General features: G+C 37.5%; 20 protein-coding genes. 4 read left to right on the top strand and 16 right to left on the bottom strand.

The window, feature by feature from the left end:
* Window positions 1-365: 365 nt before the first annotated feature.
* From NYQ66_RS15885 to NYQ66_RS15875, 3 genes are read right to left on the bottom strand one after another with little or no spacing between them, the layout of a single operon-like run.
* Window positions 366-896, bottom strand: coding sequence for a chromate transporter (locus NYQ66_RS15885; protein ID WP_259870791.1), 531 nt, complete (start codon window positions 894-896; stop codon window positions 366-368).
* Window positions 893-1,471, bottom strand: coding sequence for a chromate transporter (locus NYQ66_RS15880; protein ID WP_259870789.1), 579 nt, complete (start codon window positions 1,469-1,471; stop codon window positions 893-895). The genes NYQ66_RS15885 and NYQ66_RS15880 overlap by 4 nt, the downstream gene beginning before the upstream one ends.
* A gap of 21 nt (window positions 1,472-1,492) precedes the next feature.
* A complete protein-coding gene (locus NYQ66_RS15875; protein ID WP_259870786.1) occupies window positions 1,493-3,112 on the bottom strand; it encodes a gamma-glutamyltransferase family protein in 1,620 nt (539 codons plus the stop codon).
* 197 nt (window positions 3,113-3,309) lie between these two features.
* On the opposite strand from NYQ66_RS15875, the gene NYQ66_RS15870 reads away from it, so the two are divergent.
* Window positions 3,310-3,759, top strand: coding sequence for an Lrp/AsnC family transcriptional regulator (locus NYQ66_RS15870; protein WP_259870784.1), 450 nt, complete (start codon window positions 3,310-3,312; stop codon window positions 3,757-3,759).
* A gap of 142 nt (window positions 3,760-3,901) precedes the next feature.
* On the opposite strand, the gene NYQ66_RS15865 is transcribed toward NYQ66_RS15870, so the two are convergent.
* The 6 genes from NYQ66_RS15865 to NYQ66_RS15840 form a co-directional block, all read right to left on the bottom strand.
* Window positions 3,902-4,885 carry a glycoside hydrolase family 43 protein gene (locus NYQ66_RS15865; RefSeq protein ID WP_259870782.1) on the bottom strand — a complete coding sequence of 328 codons (984 nt, stop codon included), beginning with the start codon at window positions 4,883-4,885 and terminating at the stop codon, window positions 3,902-3,904.
* Between the two features lie 258 nt (window positions 4,886-5,143).
* Window positions 5,144-8,155, bottom strand: a complete 3,012-nt coding sequence (locus NYQ66_RS15860; RefSeq protein WP_259870780.1) for a carbohydrate binding domain-containing protein — start codon at window positions 8,153-8,155, stop codon at window positions 5,144-5,146.
* A 452-nt stretch (window positions 8,156-8,607) separates the two neighbouring features.
* On the bottom strand, window positions 8,608-9,579 hold the full coding sequence (yjfF, locus tag NYQ66_RS15855; RefSeq protein ID WP_259870779.1) for a galactofuranose ABC transporter, permease protein YjfF: 972 nt from the start codon (window positions 9,577-9,579) through the stop codon (window positions 8,608-8,610).
* The gene (locus tag NYQ66_RS15850) at window positions 9,576-10,619 is read right to left on the bottom strand and encodes an ABC transporter permease (RefSeq protein ID WP_259870778.1); all 1,044 of its coding nucleotides are present in this window, start codon (window positions 10,617-10,619) and stop codon (window positions 9,576-9,578) included. Before NYQ66_RS15850 ends, yjfF begins: the two co-directional genes overlap by 4 nt.
* A 1-nt stretch (window position 10,620) precedes the next feature.
* Window positions 10,621-12,129, bottom strand: a complete 1,509-nt coding sequence (locus NYQ66_RS15845; RefSeq protein ID WP_259870777.1) for a sugar ABC transporter ATP-binding protein — start codon at window positions 12,127-12,129, stop codon at window positions 10,621-10,623.
* Between the two features lie 111 nt (window positions 12,130-12,240).
* Entirely contained in the window at window positions 12,241-13,317 is a 1,077-nt protein-coding gene (locus NYQ66_RS15840) for an ABC transporter substrate-binding protein (protein WP_259870776.1), read from the bottom strand.
* Between the two features lie 269 nt (window positions 13,318-13,586).
* On the opposite strand from NYQ66_RS15840, the gene NYQ66_RS15835 reads away from it, so the two are divergent.
* From NYQ66_RS15835 to NYQ66_RS15825, 3 genes are all read left to right on the top strand, one after another.
* Window positions 13,587-15,290 (top strand): methyl-accepting chemotaxis protein, encoded by a 1,704-nt coding sequence (locus NYQ66_RS15835; protein ID WP_259870775.1) that lies wholly within the window; start codon window positions 13,587-13,589, stop codon window positions 15,288-15,290.
* Between the two features lie 507 nt (window positions 15,291-15,797).
* Window positions 15,798-17,546: a cache domain-containing sensor histidine kinase gene (locus NYQ66_RS15830; protein ID WP_259870774.1), complete on the top strand. Its 1,749-nt coding sequence runs from the start codon at window positions 15,798-15,800 to the stop codon at window positions 17,544-17,546.
* Window positions 17,547-19,091, top strand: coding sequence for a response regulator (locus tag NYQ66_RS15825; protein WP_259870771.1), 1,545 nt, complete (start codon window positions 17,547-17,549; stop codon window positions 19,089-19,091).
* Window positions 19,092-19,196: 105 nt separating this feature from the next.
* On the opposite strand, the gene NYQ66_RS15820 is transcribed toward NYQ66_RS15825, so the two are convergent.
* From NYQ66_RS15820 to NYQ66_RS15790, 7 genes are all read right to left on the bottom strand, one after another.
* On the bottom strand, window positions 19,197-20,540 hold the full coding sequence (locus NYQ66_RS15820) for a GH1 family beta-glucosidase (RefSeq protein ID WP_259870768.1): 1,344 nt from the start codon (window positions 20,538-20,540) through the stop codon (window positions 19,197-19,199).
* A 137-nt stretch (window positions 20,541-20,677) separates the two neighbouring features.
* On the bottom strand, window positions 20,678-21,301 hold the full coding sequence (locus NYQ66_RS15815; RefSeq protein WP_259870766.1) for a YesL family protein: 624 nt from the start codon (window positions 21,299-21,301) through the stop codon (window positions 20,678-20,680).
* A 4-nt stretch (window positions 21,302-21,305) separates the two neighbouring features.
* Window positions 21,306-22,340 carry a LacI family DNA-binding transcriptional regulator gene (locus NYQ66_RS15810; protein ID WP_259870765.1) on the bottom strand — a complete coding sequence of 345 codons (1,035 nt, stop codon included), beginning with the start codon at window positions 22,338-22,340 and terminating at the stop codon, window positions 21,306-21,308.
* Window positions 22,341-22,467: 127 nt separating this feature from the next.
* On the bottom strand, window positions 22,468-23,316 hold the full coding sequence (locus tag NYQ66_RS15805) for a carbohydrate ABC transporter permease (protein WP_259870764.1): 849 nt from the start codon (window positions 23,314-23,316) through the stop codon (window positions 22,468-22,470).
* A 15-nt stretch (window positions 23,317-23,331) separates the two neighbouring features.
* On the bottom strand, window positions 23,332-24,258 hold the full coding sequence (locus NYQ66_RS15800; RefSeq protein ID WP_259870946.1) for a carbohydrate ABC transporter permease: 927 nt from the start codon (window positions 24,256-24,258) through the stop codon (window positions 23,332-23,334).
* Between the two features lie 76 nt (window positions 24,259-24,334).
* On the bottom strand, window positions 24,335-25,672 hold the full coding sequence (locus tag NYQ66_RS15795) for an ABC transporter substrate-binding protein (protein ID WP_259870763.1): 1,338 nt from the start codon (window positions 25,670-25,672) through the stop codon (window positions 24,335-24,337).
* A gap of 600 nt (window positions 25,673-26,272) precedes the next feature.
* Entirely contained in the window at window positions 26,273-26,455 is a 183-nt protein-coding gene (locus tag NYQ66_RS15790; protein ID WP_259870762.1) for a cold-shock protein, read from the bottom strand.
* Between the last annotated feature and the right edge of the window lie 427 nt (window positions 26,456-26,882).

Here is a 26,882-nt window from a genome sequence, read left to right as displayed (position 1 = left end):
TTTTTACAACAGATATTCCTATTCATTTAGCTTTTACCTGTTGTTTTATCACCTTATACAACCGATATTCCATTTCATTTAGCTCTTACCTGTTGTTTAATCACCTTATACAACAGATATTCCTATTCATTCAGCTTTTACCTGTTGTTTAAATACTTTTTACAACACGTATTCCTATTCATTTAGCTTTTACCTGTTGTTTAAACACTTTTTACAACACGTATTCCTATTCATTTAGCTTTTACCTGTTGTTTAAACACTTTTTACAACAGATATTCCTCTTGGATCAACTTTTATCTGCTGTTAACCAAACATAAAAAAAGCCTGCAATAGGAAACACCTAACTGCAGACTCACTTAAACATATTAACCTAAAAACACCGCTCCATAACCTAAAGCTCCTACAATCACAAACGCAGGGTGCACTTTTAATTTTTCCATCAACACAAAGCTAACAACAGCGATCCCGATCATTTGCCACACGCCGGAATCTACGTAAGATGTGCGGAAGAAGTCAAAAGCCATGACACCTAATAAAATCGCTATCGTTGGTCTGATTAAGGATGTCATCCGTTTTACTTTTGGCGAATCCTTAAACCGCATCAGGATTCCTAAAAGCACGATCATTAAAATTAACGAGGGTGCCACCGTTGCAAATACCCCAACAAAGGCTCCTGGAATGCCTGCTTGTTGATACCCTATATAACCAGCCATTTTTGTTGCGATCGGGCCAGGCAATGCGTTTGCCATTGCTAACATTTCACTAAAACCATTTACGGATAACCAACCGAACCGGTCCACGACTTCATTTTCAACTAAAGGGATTGAAGCAGGACCACCACCATAACCGACAATACCAGGAATAAAAAATGCGAGAAATATCTCCCAATAAATCATGATGACGCTCCCTCCTTCTGCTGCCCTTTTTCATCCCCAACATCCTTATCTGGTTTAACGAGAGCATAAACGAGCAACACACCAATTAAGATCCCAGGATGCACACCTGCCCATTCAATTAAAGCTAAAGATACGACCGCCAACACGATCGTAATGATCCAGCCAAGTCCGCCTTTTGCTTTTTTTAGAAAATCATACGTTAATACCGCTAGCATCACACCAACAACAGGAACAACTGCTTGCGTCATCCCCTGTACCCACGGTTCCTCACTCATCGAAGATAAAAATGTTAATAAAATAATCATAATTGCAATCGTTGGTACAATCGTTGCTAGAACCGCGTTGATCATTCCGACGATTCCAGAAACACGGTATCCAATATAGCCTGCCATTTTTGTTGCAATCGGACCTGGAAGAGAGTTACCTAATGCAAGGACGTTCGCAAATTCCTCATCATCCATCCATTTATATTTTTCAACCACTTCCTTTTTCACGAGTGGAATCGATGATGGTCCCCCACCATATCCAAGCATGCCAACCCGAAAGAAAGCTAAGAAAATATGCCATTGTTTCATTAATATCAAATCCTTTTATCCTTAATAGGAAGCAATTGTTCCATCTGTTCTGGCCTCTGTTCCACCATACAACGTACCAGTTTGCTGATCACGCCAGATGATTTCTCCACGACCAAATGTGTATTTGTCTAAAATCACCTGTATGTCATGCCCTTTTCGTTCAAGCGCTCTGGCAATATCCGTAGAAAAATGTGGCTCAATCAGTATCTTTTTATCCTTAACCCATTGCCACCTAGGTGCATCAAGTGCAGCTTGCGGATTTAATCCAAAGTCAATCATATTCATGATAACTTGCATATGACCTTGTGGCTGCATAAACCCACCCATTACACCAAACGGTCCGACTGCTTCTTTATCTTTTGTTAAAAAGCCAGGAATAATCGTGTGGTACGTACGTTTTCCACCGGCCAAGGCATTATCGTGGTTTGGGTCTAAAGAAAAGTTCTTCCCTCTATTTTGTAGCGCTATACCAGTACCTGGTACAACGAGCCCTGAGCCGAAGTCATGGTAGTTACTTTGAATGAACGATACCATATTTCCTTCTTGGTCGGCAGTTGCTAAATAGACCGTTCCTCCGCTTGGCGGTGTTCCAGGCTTTGGCGTCAGTGCCTCATTCCCAATCAACTGTCTACGTTCTTCTGCATAAGCATCCGATAACAAGCCCGAGACTTTCTGCTTCATATATTTTTGATCAGTAATATATGTTTGCCCATCTGTAAATGCTAGTTTCATAGCTTCGATCTGCTTATGATACGTGTCAACGGATTCCTTTTCATCAAACGTAAATCCTTTTACCGTGTTCAGTGCCTGTAGGGCAATTAAACCTTGCCCGTTCGGCGGTATTTCCCACACATCATACCCACGATAATTCACAGAGATCGGGTCAACCCATTCTGGTTTATAATCCGCTAGGTCTTCTTTTGTTAAGAAGCCATTATATTTTTTGGAAAAAGCTGCAATTTGATCAGCAATTTCCCCACGATAGAACGTTTCTGCTTTCGTTTCAGCGATCGCTCGTAATGTTTTCGCATGAGCGGCTGAGGACCATATTTCTCCTACCTTTGGACTTCTTCCTTTTGGAGCAAAGGTATCAAACCAATGCTTAAATTCTTCTCCAACAAATGCTTGCTTATATTTTTCAAAAAGCTTATTCCAATAGTAGCTTAACGTTGGTGAAAGAGGATAGCCGTGTTCGGCATAATCAATTGCTGGCTGCAATACTTCCTCTAGCGGCAACTTGCCAAAACGCTCGGAAAGTGTTGCCCAAGCAGATGGTGCACCTGGAACTGTAACTGGAGTCCATCCATATAGTGGTATCTCTTCATGCCCGCGTTTTTTTACTTGATCAATCGAAATATTTTTTGGCGCTGGACCACTCGCGTTTAAGCCATGTAGTTTCCCTTTTGTCCAAACAAGTGCAAATGCATCACTTCCGATCCCATTTGATGTCGGTTCGACAACGGTTAACGTTGCAGCCGTTGCAATTGCAGCATCAATCGCATTCCCACCCTTTTTCAGAATATCCAACCCAGCCTGAGCCGCTAATGGCTGGGACGTGGCTACCATTCCCCTGTTCGCGACTGTTGTCATTCGCTGTGAGGCATAAGGGTACGCATGTAAATCAAAACCCTTCTCAGACATTTCATTTCCTCCCCGTGTACAAACTGTTTATATTATCCCTTATTTTGATGTAACTGTTATCAAAACCATTATATTTATATTCGTTTGTTAATTAAATATGCAAAATTGATTAACAAATGTTATATTATAGATGATTATAGCTAAATATTCAGATAAAATAAAGGAAAAACTTTCATTTTTCGAAAAGAGGGTTGGACATGAAATTAGATGAAACAGATAAAAAAATCTTAGAACTACTCGTGGAGGATGGCAGACGTTCCTATACGGAAATCGGAAAAGAGTTAGACTTATCACGCGTTGCCGTAAGATCCCGTGTTAACCAATTAATGGAAGCAGGAATTATCGAAAAATTTAGTTGTGTTATTAATAGTGAAAAAGTCGGAAAAGGGGTATCCGCATTTTTCGAAGTGGATTGTGAGCCAGCCTTTTTAGTTGAAGTAGCAGAGAATTTAGCAAACAACCCCGCTGTGGCAAGTTGTTATCAAATGACTGGACCGAGCACGTTACACATGCACGTGCTTGTTAGTGATTTTGTTCAATTGGAGACTTTTATTAATGAAGAGCTTTACGCATTAAAAGGGATTACTCGTGTGGAGAGTCATATTTTGTTACGTAGGTTTAAGAGTAGAAGTGGATTAAATCTATGAAAAAATACTGCTGGTTTGATGTTAACCAGCAGTATTTTTGTATACTCTAATTCAAAATGTTTCAGATTGGAATCTTTCCAATCTTGGTAGCTCAAAGCTAACACTATAGCTCGCTTCCACACCTGGCTCCGTTTCATTGGTTTCAGTTATCATCAATTATAGGTCCATCAACCATGCCATCCCCATGAGGAATACCAAAGTTAGGTGTTCCGTCTTCATTCCATTTCAACACTTTGACACGGGCATGTCTATTAGGGTCATATAATGGATTACCATCAATTTCTTTGTATGAACGAGCATGATAGGCAAGGATGTCTGTTACACCATCCTCAGCTACAGTAAAGGTACTATGTCCTGGACCATACTGACTTGTTTCCTCATTACTCTTCAGTACTGGTTCAGGATGTTTAGACCATGATGCTGGATCCATCATATCACTGTCCTCATCAGCACTTAGTAAACCAATTGCATAATTGTCATCTGTTGCACTAGCTGAAAAAGTAACAAAGATCTTACCATTACGCTTGATCACATCTGCACCTTCATTTACCCAGAATCCAATTTTCTCCCAAGCATAATCTGGAGTAGAAAGTAACATTGGCTCTCCTCTAATCGTCCAAGGATTCACCAATTCGTCCATGTACAAGTTAGAAATATTGTTTTCTTTTTGTGCCCAGATATAGTAGCTCTTATCGTTGTGTTCAAAAACGGTGGCATCTAATGAGAAATCGGTGAATGAGAAATCATCTTTATCAGATGTTTGCACCATTCCCTTCTCAGCCCAATCACCTTCCATTGGATTCTCGCTCGTGTTTTCGATTACATAAGGACGGATTTTCCAAATATCTTCATCTAATCCACCAGCTGCGTAATGCATGTACCAATTACCGTCTTGAAAATGTAGTTCAGGTGCCCAGATGTGTACAGATTGTGCACCTGATTCATGTGCTTTCCAGATTACCTTTTCTTCTGCTGTAGCAAGACCTTGAATCGTTTTTGATTTTCTCAGAATTATTCTATTATATTCCGGGACAGATGCCGTGAAATAATAATGGCCATCTATGTGCCTATAAATATATGGATCTGCTCTTTGCTCAATTAATGGATTCGTATATTCGTATTTCATCCGATAAACCTCCTACTAAAACCTAGAATGGTAATTACTAAAGTCTAATTCATCCGAACCATTGTAATAATTTCTACTTCCTACAGTAACAATAGTATCAGCAAACACCACATCAGTAAACGCTTTCACATTTGTATAATCGCCACAGCTATAAGATATTCCATTTAGAATTATTAATCAAGAAGCAATATTAGAACTAAAGTTTCCTCTAATAGAAAAATACTGGCTTTCAAGTCATCCTTGAAAGCCAGCTATTCATTATTCTACATTCACCTTTCTTTTTCTAGCATAAAATGCAATTACTCCACCGATCCCTACTAAAATCATCCCTACCATTAGATAGTTGAATAGATTTGTTGCGGTGCTAGGAAGTTCTTTGTCTTTATCACTATCTTTATCCCCAGGGGTTTCATCTCCGTCTCCCGGAGTTTCATCTCCGTCTCCCGGGGTCTCATCTCCATCTCCTGGAGTCTCATCTCCATCTCCTGGAGTCTCATCTCCATCGCCTGGCGTTTCATCTCCGTCTCCAGGAGTCTCATCTCCGTCTCCTGGTGTTTCATCACCATCTCCCGGCGATTCATCCCCGTCTCCTGGTGTTTCATCACCATCTCCAGGAGTCTCATCTCCATCTCCTGGTGTTTCGTCACCATCTCCTGGAGTTTCGTCACCATCTCCTGGAGTTTCGTCTCCACCAGCAACTTCAGTGAACTTCCAATAATCAAAATTAAATAGATTATCTTCCCCTTCACCAGTAAACGTAAAGTACACATCATGCGTACCAGTTACATTTGTTACATCTGTTTCCATTAGAACCCATTCTTGTTCGCCACCTGTAGGGGCAACTTCAAGCGTTCCGATCACTTCCCCGTCTTTACTATCCAAACGGATTTCAATCGTACCACCTACTTCGGATGCAACATTTGCTTCAAATGTTTTAGCTCCATTTTCACCAAAATCAGCTTGTGATACAGCTACCCAGTTTCCATCATTAATATCTGTCACATGTAAGTTTAAGCTTTCTAATAAGCTTCCTGGAGCTTCAGATTCCTGTGTAGCAATTCCTGCATTCCATCCAATTGTTTCCGCTTCTGTTCTTTGATATGGATTTAGATTTGCTAGCTGTTCTACACCTTTCATATCCGCAATAATGTCAATGATTTTACCATTTTCATCATATTCAACCTTATTGATATGTGGAGAACGGTAACCTTGAACAGTATCTAGTGCTTTACCTAAAGTCTGCGCATGGTATGCAACGTAAGTTTGACCATTAAAGTTAAAGAAATCTTGGTGGTTGTTTCCACCTACTCCAAAGAACTGAGACCCATTTCGTAAAGCAACACCTTCATAAGTGAACGGTCCCATAGGGTTATCACTTGTCATGTAAGAAATATCTGCATACCCTGGATCGTCTCCAGTACGTGAACCAGAGAAGTTTGTGCTATAAGAGTAATAGTATTTACCATCATGTTTATGGATTCCACTAGATTCAAAATGGAATGGTGAATCGATTAATTGTGCTTCACCTTCTGTATGCACCATATCATCACTTAGTTTTATTACTCGTGCAGTTTGTGGATGTTCCGCTTGTTCTTGTGATGGACTTCCTCCACCAGGAACTCCTCCACCATAGTAAAGATAACCCTCACCGTCATCGTCTACTAGTACAGCTGGATCAAAAATCCAAACGACACCTTCTGTTCCAGGTGTACTACCATTTATTAAAGGTTTTCCAATCGGATCTTTCCAAGGTCCAAGAGGAGAATCAGCTGTTAGAACCCCAATTCCTGAGCCATTATTGGAGAAGTATAAGAAAAACTTATCCTCGCCATTAATTTCTTTATGTGTAACTGCTACTGCCCATGAATTAGTAGCCCACGGAGCTGCACCTTCTGGACCAGCTGCTGGAATGGGACCATGATCTGTCCAGTTAACCATATCGTCAGATGAGATAACCGTAACCGTGTTAATACCTGCATATGTGTTATCAACAACATTTCCTTCCGCATCATATTCATATTCATCATTCGTTAAATATACATAAACTCGACCATCGTAAGCCATTGCATTTGGATCTGCTCCAAACTTGTGACTCATAAGCGGGTTGTTATTACCTGGAGTCTTTCCAACCGCTTCTGTTCCATCATATATTTCACCTGGTTCTTCATCTTCAGGAGCAGTTCTTAACGTTTCGCCGAATGTTACATCATCCACGTAAAAATCCATTAAATCATTAACCGGATCTCCTGGATCTGCATAGGAAGTTTCAATAAAAATAAACGATTCCGTTAAGTCTGCATCCTCTGGAATAGTATAAGATCCTTCGATCGTTCCCCATTCCCCTTTATTTACCGTTGCTGTTTCCATTACCTCGATATATTCCCAAGTTGGACCATTTTGAATGTTGTAATTAAAACTTTTCTGATCAGGTCCTTCGTTATACTTTACTCTTGCTGAAAATTCATAGGTTTTACCTGCTTCTAGTTTTCCTGTAAGATCTTGTTTTGGTCCTGTCGTAGTTGTTTGTCTTTCAGAGATTAATAGACTGTTAGCTCCACTATTAAATTCTTGGTCAGTAACCGTAACAGTAGAATTGCCATAGTTTGTCCAAGGTTCTTGTCCTTCTTCAAAGCTACTGTTCTCAAGAATGTTAGGATTCGGAGTAATATCCACAAATGAAGCATCATCCACGTAAAAGTCCATTAAATCTGTTTCAGGGTCAGCAGGATTTGCATATTCCGTTTCGATAAAGACAAAAGTCTGTGACAAATCTGCATCTTCTGGTACGGTGTATGTACCTTCAATCGTACCCCATTCACCTTTATTAATCGTGGCGGATTCCATTACATCAATGTTCTCCCAGCTTGGGCCATTTTGGATGTTAAAATTAAATCCTTTCTGATCAGGTCCTTCCGTGTATTTTACCTTTGCTGAAAATTCATACGTTCCACCGGCTTTTACCTTCCCTGTGATTACTTGTTGCGGCCCATCAACGGTTGATTGTCGATCAAAAACGTGTAGGCTATTATTCCCACTATGTGCTTCTTGATCCGTTACACTTGTATCTGCATCACGGTAATTGATCCAAGGAGCTTTTCCTTCTTCAAAACCACCATTATCTAGTAATTCTGCATCTTCAGCAGCTAATATAGGACTAACTGGGATCAAGCTTAGTATGAGTGTGAATATCAACAGGAACAAAGATGCTTTCTTACTAAATGCTTTTATTTTCTTTTTTCGTACATAATTTGATTTGTAATTTGTGCTCATCGTAATATTTTCCTCCTTCTAAAAATGCTTCCATAACTTTAGACAAAACAATTGTTACATCATGTTCCACGTACCACTTAAACTAGTAAAAATTGCAGGACTTTAACTAGATTACTAGAAGCAACACCTCCTATAAGTAATAGATTTCTAGCAAGAATTATAAATGAGCTATTTTATTTAGATTGGCGATTAAAGTATGATAAGAAAATTATGCATCTTTTTGTAAGCGGAACCATTTCTATACAACCGATAGAATCCTATTATGATACATATGCAAGTAGGTTGAAATGGAATATTTTTTTGACTTATTGTGTTATTTTTTTACACTGCGTTTCAATCCTGGAGTCGTGAATATTGAGAGTAAGGTGATGTATACTGCTTAGTAGTTTAAAAGAATTGAGAATTTAGTTCCTAGGTTAAGCTTAAACCTAGGAACTTATATTTTTATAAACTTATTTTGGTTTTGTTCTAAGCACAATGACACGTTGCAGTACGATAAAGAAGAATAGCAACACACCAATTGCAATTTTTGTCCACCATGCACTTAACGTACCCTCAAAAACAATCATCGTCTGAATAATACCTGTAATAAGTACACCTACAACACTTCCTGCTACATATCCTGCTCCACCAGTCAGCAGTGTTCCACCAATAACTACCGCAGCAATTGTATCAAGCTCCATCCCATTCGCATGAAGCGCATAACCAGAAAGCATGTAAAAAGTAAATACTAATCCCGCAAGTGATGCACAGAAACCACTAAATGTATAAATTAAAATTTTGGTCCTTGCGACAGGTAGTCCCATTAATAAAGCAGATTGTTCACTACCACCTAAGGCGTAGACGTTACGGCCAAATTTGGTAAACAAACTTACATATACAGCGAACAGAACTACAATGAGTGCGATTACAACACTAATAGAAATAAAGTTGCCGCCTCCTAAAGGAATTCTTGTTCCTGCCATATAATCGAAAAAGGGACTACTAATTGCAATCGATTCTACACTAATGAGATAGCTAAGACCTCTTGCTAAGAACATTCCAGCTAGCGTTACAATAAATGGTTGTAAATTATAGTAGTGAATTAAATAACCTTGTCCAAGCCCGATGATTGTACCTACAGATAAACTTATAGGAATAACAATCCAAGGGGATAATCCTGCATTCATGGTTAGAGATGCAGCCACCATACTCGTTAACGCAATAACAGAACCTACAGAAAGATCAATACCACCGGATATAATCACGAATGTCATACCTACAGCTAGTATGATTAAAAATGCATTATCCACAAATAAATTTAAGAATACTTGCGTAGAAAGAAAACCTGTATAGCGCATCGAACCAATGGCAAACATGACGATAAACAAACTCATGGTTGCGATCAAAGGGAGTTGTTTGTAATCTAATGATAATTTTTTCATGATAAAGTTACCCCCTTATCATCTTCACTTTCAACTGCTTTCTTCGCTTTAAAGGAACCGAACACTTTACTTCTAAATTCAGGTGATTGTAGTAAACACACAATTAATACGACGATTGCTTTCACTACCATATTTGTTTCTGGTGGAATCCCTATGGAATAAATCGTAGTCGTTAAACTCTGGATAATTAACGCACCTATTATGGTTCCCATTAGGTAAAATCTACCTCCCATTAAAGAGGTACCACCTATTACAACGGCCAAGATTGCATCAAGTTCATACCACAATCCAGCATTGTTACCATCTGCAGATGCCACGTTTGAACTTAATATTAAACCACCAATAGCAGCGCAGAATCCTGAAAAAATGTAGACCATCATCAGTATATTTTTAGAATTAATCCCAGATAAACGACTTGCCTCTGGGTTAGAACCAACAGATTCGATGAATAGTCCCATCGCTGTTTTTCTTGTTACGAATAGCGCCAACAATAATACAGCTACTACAATAAAGATGGAGAATGGTAGACCAAGTAAATAACCTCCACCAATAAATGTATATGGATCATAATACACAGTAGTAATTTGTCCTTGTGTTACTAATTGAGCAACACCACGTCCAGCTACCATGAGAATTAAGGTTGCAACAATTGGTTGCACACCAATCCTTGAAACGAGGAAACCATTCCATGCACCTGCAACCATACAAACAAAAATAGCTAACGCAATCGCTGCAAATAGAGGAGCTAAACTACCTTCAGAAGCATCCGCTACAGTTGTTGCTGCAATTGCACCAGATAACGCAATAACCGATCCAACCCCTAAATCAATACCTTTCGTGGCAATGACAAGTGTCATACCAATCGAGATAAGCATTAATGGAGCCCCACGATTTAAGATATCGACAAGACTACCCGCTAATCTACCATTTCTGACTTCAATTTGGAAAAATCCTCTATCAAAAAATAGATTAATAAGTAAGATGATCACCAGTATAACGATTGGCCAAAACAGCTTTGATTTCATCAATGATTTCAACATGTTACACTCCCCCAGCCATTTCCGTCATAACTTCGTGCTGTGTTTGATGGTCTTTATTTACAATTTCCGAAACCTTCTTCCGATCTCTTAACACAGCGATTCGATCACAGGTTCGTAATATCTCTTCCAATTCACCAGATATAAATAATATGGACATTCCCTCTCCACTTAGCTTCACCATCAATTTCATAATTTCAGTCTTTGCACCAATATCGATCCCTCTTGTTGGTTCATCTAAAATAAGTACTTCTGGATTCGTGATAAGCCATCTTGCTAGCATAACCTTTTGTTGGTTCCCACCACTTAAGTTTTTAATTAATTGTTCAGGATTAGGTGGATTTATGTTAAGAAGCTTTGTATATTCATCCGCAATTTCCATTTGTCTTTTCTTAGAAATATATTTAAACCAGCCATACATTCCTTGCATCGCTAGAATCATATTCTCGCGTATTGTTAATTCTGGGATAATACCTTCCGCTTTACGATCCTCCGAACAAAATGCGATCCGATTTGCAATAGCTTGTTTTGGTGTTTTTAACACTTTCTTATTCCCACTGATTTTTAGTTCTCCAGTATCTGCCTTATCCGCACCAAACAATAACCTTGCCAATTCTGTTCTCCCAGAACCAAGTAATCCTGCCAAGCCAACAATTTCACCTTTATGAAGTTCTAAATCATAAGGTTCAATACGGCCTTTTTTTGATAGATTTTGCGCATGTAATATAGCTTCACCTTTGACACTACTTTTTCTTTCTTTCGATATGGAACTCATCTCATTTAGCTCTTTTCCAATCATCTTCCCGACTAATTCGAGCCTAGGTAAATCTTCTATTGCATATTCACCAACCCATTCACCGTTACGTAATACGGTTATTCTGTCAGAGATTTCATATACTTGTTCCAAAAAGTGACTCACAAAAACAATTGCCATGCCTTCAGATTTCAATTTGTTAATAACTGCAAATAACTGTTTTACTTCATCTCGATCTAAACTTGATGTTGGCTCATCTAAAATTAACACTTTTGCTGATACATTTAGAGAACGCGCAATTGCAACCATTTGTTGAATGGCCACAGAATAAGAGGATAATAACTTCGTAACATCAATGTCTAAATTTAGTCTCTTCAATAATTCCACTGCACGTTTATTCATTTCTTTCCACTTAATACGACCATTTTTCATTATTTCTCGACCAATAAAGATATTCTCTGTAACGGATAGATTTGTGCAAAGGTTCACTTCTTGGTACACGGTCGTAATTCCCATATCTTGCGCATCATGCGGGCTCTTAACATGGATATCTTTGCCTTCATAGGTTACTGTCCCTTTATCAATCGTATAAACTCCTGTTAAAACTTTTATTAGGGTTGATTTCCCTGCACCATTTTCTCCCATAAGTGCATGGACCTCTCCAGGATACAGTGTAAGGTTTACATTGGATAATGCCTTTACTCCTGGAAATTCTTTATCAATCCCTTCCATAACGAGTCTTGGAGCTTGCTCCTTCATGCTGGTACCTCCTCAAACGCTTCTATTTTTCCCTTTATAGTTTTATCACCATGAAACTAAGCGGTCACTTAGCTTCATGGTGATAGTCAAATTTTATTCAAAATTAATAGATTAATATTTACGTGTAGGAAGAAGTTCTTCTGCTTGATCCATTGTGTACATGCTTTCTTCAACCGCGATACGTTTTTCTAATTCTTCTCCATCGATCACGTGTTTTTCAATTAATTCAACCATTTGTGGTCCAAATAATGGATTACACTCAATCGTTACGTTCATTTTTCCTGCGGCCATTGCTTCAAAAGCACCTTTAACTGCATCTACACCAATGACGATAATGTCTTCCCCTGGCTTTAAGCCATACTCTTCAATTGCTTGAATCGCACCGATAGCCATGTCATCATTATGAGCGTAAAGAACATCGATGTTTTCTCCATCAGATTTTAAGAATGCTTCCATAACTTCCTTACCTTTTGCTCTTGTAAACTCACCAGTTTGAGATTTAATAATTTCAAACTTGTCATGATCACCAATAATTTCTTCAAAACCTTCTTTACGATCATTGGCTGGTGCAGATCCAACAGTACCTTGTAATTCAACGATATTTACAGGTCCTTCCTCATCCGCCATTTCTTCTACCAACCAGTTACCAGCTTTTCTTCCTTCTTCAACGAAGTCAGAACCTAGGAATGTAGCCCAAAGTGAATCATCTTCAATATCTACTGAGCGGTCAGCTAAGAATACTGGGATACCCGCATCTTTCGCTTCTTGTAAAACGGTTTCAAAACCAGTTTCAACAACTGGAGAGAACACGATAGCATCTACCTTTTGCGTGATAAATGTACGAATTGCCTTGATTTGATTTTCCTGTTTTTGTTGTCCGTCTGAAAATTTCAATTCATGACCAGCATCTGTGATCGCTGCTTTCATGGATTCCGTGTTAGCTGTTCTCCATTCACTCTCAGCACCAACTTGGGAAAATCCGATTACTAGTTTTTCACTAGCACCTTCGTCTCCACTAGCTTCACCTTCGCTACTGTTGTCTGTCTCTGTTTCTGTGTCTGTTTCTGTTTCTGGTGTGTCTGTGTTACCGGTTCCTTCTGTTTCTTCTGCATCTCCACACGCTGCTAATACAAGCATGAGCATAAGCATCATAAATACTAAAAACTTAGTGCCAAATAATTTTTTCATCCTAATAACCCTCCCCTTTTTATAAAACCAATACATGCAAACCAACCAGTTGTGCATTTGGTTGTCTTCATTATAAAACGCTTACAAACATAAAGTGAATGTACTCATTTATGTAAATATGGTGATATTTTTACTTTACCAAAAAAACATTGCATTTTTTTAACTGAAAAGTATAATATTTTTTTATTTTTTTAATATTTGTGTAAATTCAGTCTCAAATGCGCTAATATTAGGACAAAAGGTGTAAAGAAGGATAGGGGTTTTTAAAAATGAATGCGCTATCAAAATTAAATGATCTTTCTTTACGGACAAGAATATTGTTCGCCTTCATTATCGTGTTATGTTTATTAGCTGCTTCCAATGCAGTTCAAATTTTTGTATTTGTTGGCTACGTGAAACAATACAATGGGATGATGGAAACCATTACGTTAACAAACTCGATCAATGGAGTACTAAATCATCAACTCGAAGATGAAATTAGAGATATTGTGTATGGGAAGGTTGCTTTTGAGTCAGGTAAGCAGTATGAACTATTAGAAAAGATGAATCATTATTTAAATGAAATAGAGGAAAATGATAGTAAAGGTCAATTCCGTAGTGAAATTGGCCAGTTAAGAGAAACCTTAATTACTGGTAATGAGTACATTGATAAATTAGGTGAACAAATTAAACATGATGCTCCTGCTGAACAAAAAAATATAAGTCATGAATACATGATTATTGTCTCTGAATTAATTGATGAACAAGTAGAAGAATTGTTGTTGTCTACACTTAAAGTAAGTGAAAAAGCGAAATTGGATATCGAATTAAGTTTAAAAAGAGATATTTCATTATATATTGCCGCCTTTTCTATTGTAATTATGTTCTCCGTGCTATTCGCTCTGTTCATTTCAAAAAGTATTGTGAAGCCAATAAGACAACTAAGGCAAAACGCCAATGATATTGCTGACGGTAACCTAACTGTAAACGCAGTAGTCGTTACTGCTAATAATGAAATAGGAGACCTTTGTCGCTCTTATAACAGAATGTCGAATAACTTAAAAGAGATAATACAAAGTGTACGTGACACAAACGATGAGGTAATGATCTCTTCTAAAGATATCCATCAAAGCTTACAAGAGAACCGAATGGCCGGAGAAGAAGTGGCTAATGCAACCCAAAAGATCTCTATTAATTTGCATAAGCAAGACGAGCTCATTAATAGTCTTGTAACAACGTTTGATACGTTATACCAAAAGTATCATGAAATATTTGACAAATTTAATCAAGCACAAAATTATTTAACCGACTCTCTTAACACAGGGAAATTAGCTCATCAAAAAAATAGTGATGTTAGCCAAATAATTCAAGGTGCCCAAACATCGATGATACAAGTTAGTAATAAAACAAATAAAATTACTACCTCTACGAATGAATTAGACGGTTCACTAAAAACACTAAAATTACTCTCACGTGAGATAAAGATTATACTCGACTCCATCATGAATGAACTTCCCAAACAATCCATAACTGATGAAACAATAGAATCCACAAACAGATTAAAACAATTAGTACGAGAATCTGACCACGTTTTTCAACATACAGATAAACAACTAAGTCAATCGAAACATCACATCGCTCATTTAGAAACTAATTTTTCGGTTACCTTAGAGTATTTAGATCAAGGAAACAAGTTAACTAATAAAGTAAAACAAAACTTGGAATCGATCTTGCATATTAATAGTGAAATAGATTTTCAGATTAATTCTGTCAATAACACGATGAAGGATTCCTTTAGTAGAATGGAAACAGTTAGACAGACGTTTGGACATATTGAGACCCATTCACGCCTAAATAAAGACGAAGTAGTTGCTATTGCGGCAATGGGTGAGGAACAATTAGCCACCTTAGAAGAAGTTTCTGAAGCATCCTCTAAACAAGTAGAAAGAATCAAAAACATGGAAAGTAGCATTAGGCAGTTTAAGATTAAGTAAGAGTATCCTATTGCAGGATATCTATAAATTCCGTCGTAGTGAATTAATCATTGAGGTTACCAAATAACGCCGTTCCGGCAGAATACTTCGCTTTCCCGCAGGAGTCTACGTATTCTGCCTCCACTGTGTTAAGCTTTCTGGTTAATGATTCTTTTAGCTTCATTTTTCAACTGTTAGTAGCAGACATCTTGAAGAATAAAAACATTGCAAAAAGGAACTGAGGAAATTTTATTTCAAATTACACTACTCGATTATTTAATACTTGTTTCACTATTTTGAAGCAGTTACTAGCGGATCGAGTGAAATTGGCGACACTCCTGCGGGAACAGCGCGAGCCGAAGATCCACTCAGAAGCGAACTTTCTTCTGAGTTAGCTGAGGCCGTGCCCGCGGAAAGGGAGCCAATTTCACTCGAGGAGCGGGTGGGATAGTTACGACTGATTTCTATCAACTTTGCAATCATTAAATAGAACGAAACACTAAATACTCTGAATTGGTTGGTATGTCTATGAATATAAAAAATTGGGTTTCCTCCAGTTTGCGTACGAAGATGCTTGTCATGTTTGTAATGTTAACAGTAACGCCACTTATATTCGTTGGGATTGTCTCCTATTCTAAGTCCTTTAACATAGTATCGGAGCAATCTCATACGTTGGCTGAACTACAAGCCGAACAATTAACAAGAGATCTAGATGTGTTTTTTCAAGACATGAACAGGTTTAACGAAATTGGCAAACAAGCTTACACGATACAGTTTTTAGTTAATCAGAATGATACACCTGAGGAAGCAGAGCAAATTTTAAATACGATCGACTTTTACCGGGAGAGTTATCAATCAAGCCAGAGTGTTCTCGATATTCATGTTGTTAGTATAAACGGGAAATCGATTAGTGACGATCGTGGGGTTTACAAAACTTTCGATGACCCACTCAACAATCCAACTTTTAAGCATGTTTATGATGATCCAACCACCACGATTATACAACCAACAGTTAAAAATAGCTTTTCCGTATTATCATGGACGAGTCCAATTATTGGTACCCATTCAGGTAATGTGATTGGCTTCATTACTATATTTATCGATTCTTCAGCAATAGAATCCCAACTAGCCAATGCTTCCATTGGAGAAACGGGATCATTTTACATCCAATCCAATACAGGAGAATTGCTATTTGAATCGAGAAATCCAACAACGCCTATACTCTCCGACCTAGAAAAACAAAAACTTGATTCAACCGAATCCGGCTACTTCACCAGTGAGACCTCACCTACATTTTTTGTTTATCAAACATCCTTTATGACTGGATGGAAGATCATCGGGCATGCACCAAATAGTGAAATTATGAAAGACGCTAATGAAATTCGCACACTAATTGTCTTAAGTGTTCTATCTAGTATTGTTTTTACGATAGGTCTATATTTCTTCATATCTAATAAACTAATTCTACCGATCCGATTATTAAAGGACAGAATGAAAGAAGCATCAGCAGGTAATTTAGATGTTACAGTTAAGAATAATGGCAACGATGAGATTGCTGAGCTTGGCAATAGTTTTAATTTAATGCTAGAAAAGATCAAATCATTACTCTATAAGAGTGTAAATGAAGAAAAGCAACTAAAAATTGCCGAATTCCGTGCCATGCAAGCGCAAATAAACCCCCATTTTTTATATAACACCTTAGAAACAATCATTTGGATGGCTGAAACAAAAAATAGCTCTAAAGTAATAGAAGTGACAAAGGCATTATCGCAATTCTGCAGAATCTCCCTTAGCAAAGGAAGCGACTGGATCACAATAGAAAAAGAATTAGAACATGTTAAAAGTTACTTAACCATTCAAAAAATAAGATACGAAGACATCCTGGAGGTAACCTATTATTTAAACGAAGATATATTCAACTACAGAATAATGAAATTAATTTTACAACCACTAGTAGAAAATGCAATTTATCATGGGATCAAAAATAAACGTGGGAAAGGATTCATCAGAATAAAAGGTGACTTTGATAAAGATGGGAATATATGCATTGATGTCATTGATAATGGAATTGGTGTGGAAGAACCTCGACTTGAAGAAATTCGAGAACACTTGGAATCTGGAACTCCTTTAGAAGGAAATAGTGGTGGTTTTGGAATGGTAAATGTGCAAGAACGGATTCGTCTTTACTACGGTGAACCGTATGGGATTACGATTAGTAGTTGGTACGGTTCCGGAACAAGAATTTGTTTAACAATACCAGCAGAGGAGTTGCTATAAATGAAAAAAGTGTTTTTAATTGACGACGAAATGTTGATTAGAAAAGGGATTTCAGAGAGCATTGATTGGAATAAAGAGGGATTTGAATATTGTGGAGATGCACCCGACGGAGAAGTAGCTCTCCCCCTAATCGAGAAACATCAACCACATATCGTCATAACAGACATTAAAATGCCTTTCATGGATGGTTTAGAATTAAGTAAAATATTACGACAACGTATGCCCTGGATCAAGATTATCGTACTAAGTGGCCATGATGAATTTGAATATGCTAGAGAAGCAATGCGTCTTCAAGTTACCGACTATTGTTTGAAGCCAATTACTGGTTCTGATCTCTTAAGCTTATTACACAAAGTGGCTGAGAAAATTGATCAAGAAGATAAACAAAATAAGCATTACAGTGATTTAGAAAGTATTGCCTTACAAAAAGTCGTATTATCAAAGAATAAACTGTTAACCTCCTTATGCGAAGGAACGATGGCTACCTCTGAGGCAATCAAAAAAGCCTCTGAGCTTGGAATAGATATTATTGCAAGTTATTACTATGTCATTTTATTAGAATCTGAAAGCTTTGAATGGTCATCGTTGGATTGGATAGAAAAAACATATGATTGTATTGCTTTCAAAAAAAATAATAAAGAGCTTGTATGTATCGTTAAAGGGTCCTCTCGTCAGCAGCTCGAGGACGAGGCAGATCAAATACGTAACAGAATACAATTAGAATCACCTGCAGTCCTATTCGGTTTGGGTAAAGTCGAAAGTCGGATTCAAGGCATTCCAATTTCCTATGAAGATGCAGAGGAAGAAAAAAGCTATTCGCGTATTGTAAAGAAATACATCAGGCAGGCTTATGAGGAAGAAAATGAATCATCCAAACAATTACATCATTTCAATCGGAAAGAATTGATCCATTTTTTAAAGTTTGGCGATATAGCAGATATTGAAAAGTTTTCAAAAACTTATTCTTCTTATCTTGAAGATACAGAACGACAATCACCATTAATCATTTATTATTTTTTAATGGATTTTACAATTACAATCAAACACTATATAAAGGATCGAGAGCAATCGAAAGATATCTTAGAAAATATTAATAAAATGGAATTGCAGTCCGGTTGGATTAGAGAATATAATGAGGTCCTTCTTTATTTAGTAGAAATGCTCCAACTTGTTTTCAAGTCACGTGACGAATCAAGCAACAAACACTATGCTCTTATTCAAAAAACAAAAGATTATATCATTGCACACTACGATAACCAGCAGTTGTCACTTCAGAATCTCGCGCAACAAGTGAATGTAAGCCCTGCTTATCTAAGCAATATATTTAGTCTTCAAACGAACCAAACAATAACAGAATTCTTAACCGCAACACGAATTGAACGTGCAAAGGAATTACTTAAAACAACAAACGATAAAACTTATGAAATAGCATATAAAGTTGGTTATAGTGATTCACATTATTTCTGTCATTCCTTTAAAAAAATTACAGGTATGACGACAAAAGAGTTTAAAAATCATGGACAGATTGCATCAAGTAGTATGTAATACAATTTTCTCCAATCTCTTTGTTTACTAGAACATGTATTTATGCGATTTATAACAAAATGTAAAAGGTTCCCTTCATACCAAAGGGAACCTTTCTTATTCCATCTATACCGTAAACCAACCATTATTGATTATTTTCTGATACCAATAATAACTATCTTTCTTGGTTCTCTCCAATGTCCGGTAATTTACATGTACTAAACCAAAGCGCTTACTATAGCCTTCTGCCCACTCAAAATTATCGAGTAAGGACCAAGTGATGTAACCTTTTAAATTAACACCTGATTGAAGGCTGCGGTGCACTGCCGTAATGTGCGCCTGTAGATAATCAATTCTCCGGGAGTCGTTAACTTCACCATTTTCAACACCATCATTGATGCAAATCCCATTTTCTGTAATGTACATTGGAATCTTTCCATATCGGTCTGTTAGATATGTAAGTATGTTGTAAAATCCGGCTGGTTCAATATACCAACCGATATCTGTTCGTTTGTATCCCATATCAACATTTTCTACTTGGAGGATGCCGGCATCTTCGTTAAAGCGGCCAACATTGGATTCATAGTAATTGATACCAATGTAATCAACGGAATCTTTAATAAAATTCATGTCCCCTGGTTCAATTGGCAATGTAGCATTATTTTCTTCATATAATTTCACAAGATAATCAGGATAGGTCCCTTTAAAGATTGGGTCTAAAAACCAATCTGCCATCCAACCGATGCCTCGCTGACAAGCATCGATATCTTCTTGTCTATTACTATAAGGATCTAACCATGTAAAGTTTGGCGCGAAGCCTATTTGCCCTTCTACATCGAGCTCTTTGAATCGCAAGGAGGCCTTTCCGTGTGCTAAGAGTAAATGATGCGATATTGTTACCGCAGCAGAAAGATCTTTTTTTCCAGGAGCATGTAAGCCTAGGTAATTTGATAAGAATGAAACACACCATGGCTCATTAATCGTCAACCAAGACTTTATTTTACCTTCAAAAGATTGGAACATCGTTTCTGCATAGTTTACAAAAGCATCAACGGTTTCACGATTCTCCCAACCACCTTTGTCCTGTAAGGCTTGCGGCAAGTCCCAGTGGTATAGTGTGCACATTGGTTCAATTCCAGCTGCTAATAATTCATCTACCAATCTATGATAATAATCAAGACCTTCTTGATTTACTTCTCCGACACCATTAGGGAAGATCCGAGGCCATGACACGGAAAATCGGTAAATATCTACCCCTAACTCTTTCATTAACTGCACATCTTCTGGATAGCGATGATAGCTATCACAAGCCACATCACCATTATCTCCGTTTAATACTTTTCCGGGAGTGTAAGAAAAGGTATCCCAAATGGACTTGCCTCTTCCACCTTCATGAGCTGCCCCTTCAATTTGGTAGGCAGCTGTAGCAACTCCCCATTTAAAATCTTCTGGAAATCTTATAATCGCCATATGAATCTCCCTCCTATTTTTAATCCCGATGCTACCATCTCCTGCGAGAAAGGGATGACGCACATGTGTAAGAACAATATTAATTGTTTACAATAAGCGTGACGTACTTCTCCCAATGGATGGAATGTTGTTTCGATTTATACGGACGTTTTTCCTAATGTTTTACTAGATTGCTGGATGCGAACAGTAATATTTTGAAAAATAAAGTATAGAACAAATGATGAAACGCTTCCAAAGATGATAAACAATGCTGGCATAAAATAGATGACAATGATCATACCAAAAATAATCACAAAGCATAGAAGGGTGTGAAAGATATAGCTAATCGATAAAAACAAAGCATTCTTAAGTGTATCTCGTAATCGAAGTTCATAGTTTACTAGAATAAAGAAGACGTAAAGACTAGTAAAAGCAAATAAGATTGTCGCAAATAAGAGTAGTGTTAAAACGACACTCCTACCGGTAAATTCATTTTCCAATACGATCGAATAATCCAATACTAGGATGATTGTTACAAAAAGACCGACGATTCCGAGAAGAAAGCTTTTCTTAAAGTTCTCTTTAAAGGATCGAATAAATGGTCTTACTGCTCCTGCTTCTATCCCTTGCGTTGACCATTTCCGAACGACCGCGAACATCGCAGTGGTTGCCGGAAAGAAGGTTACGATTGGTATGCAAGCAATCATCCATAGCACATTCAATAAAACAAAATGGGCGAAAATATCAAGAACACGGAAAAATATATTATCTGTTTTCTCCATAGCTTCACCCTCTAACTTTGAGATAGTTTTCAATCTTACAAGATTCACGTATGACTAATTCAGGATCTACCAATAATGAACCTGATTCGGTATTTCCATTAATTAAGTCGTGTAACATGTAAGCTGCTAATTTTCCGATCTTGTCTTTATCTTGTCTCACTGTAGCAAGTGGTGGATCCGTATATCGACATGCTTCTATGTCATCACAACCAATAACCTTGATGTCGTCAGGTACCTTCATTCTCTTTTCCTTAATTGCCTTTAATGCACCCAACGCCATCATATCAGAGGCAGCAAATACGACTTGTGGATAAGGCTTTTGCGCTAAGACTTCTTGCATCAAGTCATAGCCACTTTGTTCAAAATAGTTACCATACTTAATCCAATTTGGACGTACAGACATACCAAACAAATTCATATGGTGAATAAAAGACTCTTTTCGAATGTTAGAGATGACCGAATCATCAGGCCCACCAATAAATGCAACCTCTTTTATCGCATTTAAGTACAAGTATTCTACTACCTTGGACGATACCTTACTATTATCGGTTGTCACATAGCTTGAATTCGTACCTTTTAGCTCTAAGTCTACACCCACACAAGGAATTTCACTTTGGTCTAATTGCTTTAAAGCCTCTTCTATATGGTCCCCAGCTACGATTAAACAACCATCTAATTGGAAGTGCTTGCACCGTGCTAAGTAATCTTCTTTTTCCTTATTAAACTCTTTATTTGAAAAAACTAATATATCGTATCCTAGTTGACCAATCGCATTTTTAAAGGAGTTAATAACTTCATTAAAAAATGGGTGGTTAAATTCTACATTTACTTCCCCTGCGTAAATTAACCCGATTAGGTTAGATTTCTTGGTCGCAAGTGATTTTGCTGAAAAACTCGGCTTATAACCAGTCTCCTCAATTACTTCCATCACTTTATCAATTGTTTTTTGGCTAATGTTCCCTGTACTGTTTATTACCTTTGAAACTGTGCCTGGAGATACTCCTGCCATTCTTGCTATGTCCTTGATCGTTAGCTTCATCGATTATCCCTCAATTTTATAGTTATATAGGTTAGTTGTTTCCATTATAATACATTACACTTTGTTACGTAACTAACAAGCCTTTGTATTTAGGAAATAAGTAAATCGGTTTCCCTATATAACTCTTTTAGCTCTTAACCGCCCCTTCTGTCAAACTTGCAATAAACAACCTGTTTAATAATAGGAAGATAATAATTAATGGAACTGTAGCCCAAAATGTTCCCGATAAGATCATGCCATTATCGCGAACATAGTTATCAATCAATCCGCGCAGTGCAACTTGTATTGTGAAAGATGAATCTTCACGTAAAACGACTAACGGCCATAGGAAATCGTTCCAAATATACATAAACTTAATGATCGCTAGTGTCGCAAATGCTGGAATAATAACAGGAACTGCGATATTCCAATACACTCTGAAATTGGTACAACCGTCAATCCTAGCAGCATCGACCAATTCATCTGGAACGTTACTACTTATATATTGCCTCATCCAGAAAATACCAAATGCATCAATTAAACCTGGGACAATAATCGCTCTTAGATCATTTAACCAGTCTAGTTTAGTAATGATAATATATTGAGGAATTAATCCTAACTGAGGTGGAATCATCATCGTTACTAAAATCGCAATAAACAAAAAGTTCTTCCCTTTAAAATGAAACTTAGCAAATGCAAAGCCGGCCAATGAACATAAGAACAGGACGCCAACCGTTGTCACTGCAGATACAATTAATGAGTTCCAAATTGCACCGAAGAAATCAATTGTGTTTACTACATTTGTAAAGTTTGTTACTAATTCACCACCTGGTAAGAATGCAGGTGGAACACTATTAATCGCACTATTATGGTTTGTTGCCATTACAAACATCCAATATAACGGAAAAATCGATAGGAAGGCTGCAATGGACAACAGTACATAAACAAAAGCTTTTGATATCGAAAATCTATTATTATGTTTTATTGTTTCACTCATTTTAAAGCACCCTCCTTATCGACTAATTCGATTCGCAACCAGTACGTTGATCGAAGAAATGACAATAATTATAATGAATAAGATAATCGCAGCGGCAGATGCTGGTCCAAATGCTAAGTTAGCAAAAGCCTCACGATATAAGTAAAGCACCACTGTAATACCTTCTTCACGATACGTTCTACCGATGAAAATCAACGGTTCTGTGAATAATTGCAAAGCACCAATGGTTGAGGTGAATACGGTCAAAATAATAATTGGTCTAAGTAATGGTATCGTTATATATTGAATTTTCTGCCTGATTGTCGCTCCATCAATTATGGCAGCTTCATACAGTTCTTTTGGAATCCCTTGCAATCCTGCTAAGTATATGATCGTGTTATATCCTACCCAGCGCCAGAAAACCATCGTTGAAATGGCGATCTTTACGCCCCACTCCGATGTCCCCCAACTAACTGCATCTACACCAAACCATCCAAGAATAACATTAAACAATCCAAAATCTTGGCTATTAAACATAATCCCGAAAACAATAGCTACCGCTACGGTCGATGTTACGTAAGGCATAAAAATCGAAACACGGAAAAAGCTTTTTGCTTTGATCAAAGCAGAATTTAGCGCATAAGCTAATATAATACCAATGATGAGCTGCGGAATTGTACCGATTACCCACATATATAGTGTGTTCGTTAATGATTTCCAAAACAATGGGTCCGTTAAGATCCATTTAAAATTCTGAAACCCAACAAACTCCATTTCTCCTAGTCCATTCCATTTCTGAAAGCCAAGATAAAAACTAAACAAAATTGGAAATAACCCAAAAATAGCAAATAAAATGAAAAAGGGAGAAATATATAAATAACCTGACAGAGATTCTTTTGTTTTTTCACTTAAGGATGATTTTTTCTTCGGTGAAGGCATTTGTACTTGTGTCTCTGTATTCATTCTTGCCAATGGTATCTCTCCTTCCATTGATATCGAGCGATCAATGCATTTACATTGATCGCTCGACAATCATCCTTTATTGTCTTTCAAGTTGTGTTTCAATTCGTTCTACTGCAGCGTCCCACTCATCTTGTGGATCAGCGCCTTCAACCGCAACATTTGTAATTGCTGTATCAAGTTCGGTATCTACGATTGAGTAATTAACACCCATATAAACTGGTGTAACAGACTTTGCAGCTTCAGCAAAAATTGCTGCTGTTGGAGCTCCATTGAAGTATTCATCAGTTGTAGCTAAGAATTCTTCGTTTTCATATACATCTGGAGCAGATGGGAACAAACCTTTTTCATGGAATGCTTTTAACTGTTGTTCTGGAGCAGTTAACCAAGCAATAAAGTCATACGCTTCTTGTGGATGCTCAGACTCAGCTGGAACTGTTAAGAATGATCCACCCCAGTTACCTGCACCTTCAGGAATGGAAGCAATATCCCATAATCCACTAGCATCAGGAGCATTACCTTTTACGTTACCTACCATCCAACCAGGCGCACCAGGCATTGTTGCATAGCTACCATCCGCCATTGCACTACCCCACTCAGGAGTCCATAGTGAGTTTTGACCAATAAGGCCTTCTCCAATCATCTTAGTCGTATAGTCATATGCTTCTTTTACATTATCAATAATTAAATTACCTTCTTCATCAAAGTATTGCTGCTCCTCTTGGTCACGAAGTGCGTTAAATACTAATTTTGGTGCATCAGCAATTGGCTTATCTGTAGCATCTTTAATAGTTTTGGCTGCTTCATAATAAGCATCCCAAGTATCTAGCTCAGCAGCTAACTCATCACGATCTGTTGGTAAGCCAGCTTCTTCCATTACGTCCGTACGATAGAACATTGTTGTAGGACCAATGTCAGTAGGTAAACCAATCTGGAAAGATCCGTCTACACTTTGTGCTTGTTGCCATTTCCATTCTAAGAAGTTACCACCAACATCAGCAGCACCATAATCATTTAAGTTATAGAACTGATCACTTGCTTCCATGAATTTAGCAATTTCACTAACTTCAACCATTGCGATGTCAGGTGCACCACTACCGCCGGAAATAGATGTAAATAAGTTGTTGTGTTGGTCAGCCATTTCACCTTCGTTAATATTGATTGTGACATTTGGATTGTCTTTCTTGTATTCTTCCGCCAAAACGTCATAACCAGCATTACCAAACACCCAGAAGTCTAATTCAACAGGATCGCCACCGCTATCACTGTCTCCACTTCCTCCATTATCTGTATTTGTTTCGCCATCTGAATTATTTCCAGCATTGCCATCTGAATCACTACTGCTTGAGTCATCACTACAAGCTACAACGAAAAGCATTAATCCAAGTAAAACTACTAATAAAAACCACTTTTTCATAACAAAAACCCCCACCTTTTCATAGTTTCAAAATACATTACTTACTCTTTTTGTAAACGCCTAGGTGTGTTTCTGACTTAGGAAACCGGTTTCGTTAAAAGTAAAAAATATATAGCAATTAGCACACTGCAGTGTAATGTAATCGCTTTCTAGTAAGAGTATATTACGTAAATGTTTCAAAAACAAGCAATTTTTAGAAATTTTTTATTATTTTTTATCCAAGTCTAAGAAATCGGTTTCGCAAACAATTCAAAGATCCTTGTTTTAAATCGGGTTTTATTGCAGAATAGAGTCATAATTAGCAGCTGTTTTCACACATAGTATAGCGAACATTGTTGTTTTATGGCTGTTTAAAGTCTGGTAGGAAACGATAACATTTTATAACTTTTTGTTTATTAATGGATTTCACCGTAGAAAGTTATAATGGATTGAGTTGTACGGTGAATCGGGACTATGTTATTCCGAAGCTATAGGAAGAATATAGGGTGTAAACAACGGTGAAAAGGAGCTTGCATATTCCAAGCTCCTTTTTATGTCAGCATATAGATCCTACACATAGAATGTACAGGATAAGCTTATTATTTAATTAGTTTAAATTTCCTAATCCAGTTTGGTTATAGTTCGCTCTTCTTTCACCATCTCTGATTTGCATAACGGACAAGCCGGCTCTTCCTCAAACGAATAATTCTGTCTCATCCAACCAGGACATGTATCACTCGTACAAGCCCAAACCGTTGTTTCAACTTCTGGTAAAGGTTCTCTTTTATTATTATAATAAGCCATTTTGGCATCCCCTTTCCTGGGTATTAGTTCTATTATATCTCATTATGATCATATAACCAAATTATGTAAGCGCTTTATTAAAACTTTCTTACAACTTAATTGTTTTCACTGACTTCTCCACGGGGCAAGCCCACGTGGGTTCTACATACTGTTTCTCTCTATTCGTACATGTAGCAGCTATGTTTAGAGTACAAAAACTACACTTTGGATATAGGAACTGGCAGTAGGGGTAGCACCCAACGCACAAGCGGTCCACTGACCACATTAGCATTCGTTTTCTCTCCTTACGGAGAAGGAAGCAAAGTCAAACTCCCCTTTTTACTTTTAAGCTGTTTTTTTGTTATTTTCATTCTATTAATTTTAATACCACTGTTCATGACAACCTTACGGTTGTCTTTTATTCCATTTATACACTTTTCATGTAGTG

Source organism: Aquibacillus koreensis, assembly GCF_025154055.1.
Classification (GTDB): domain Bacteria; phylum Bacillota; class Bacilli; order Bacillales; family Amphibacillaceae; genus Aquibacillus_C; species Aquibacillus_C koreensis.
The sequence above is the reverse complement of the archived record's forward strand: the minus strand, read 5'-3'. Positions and strand labels throughout refer to the sequence as shown.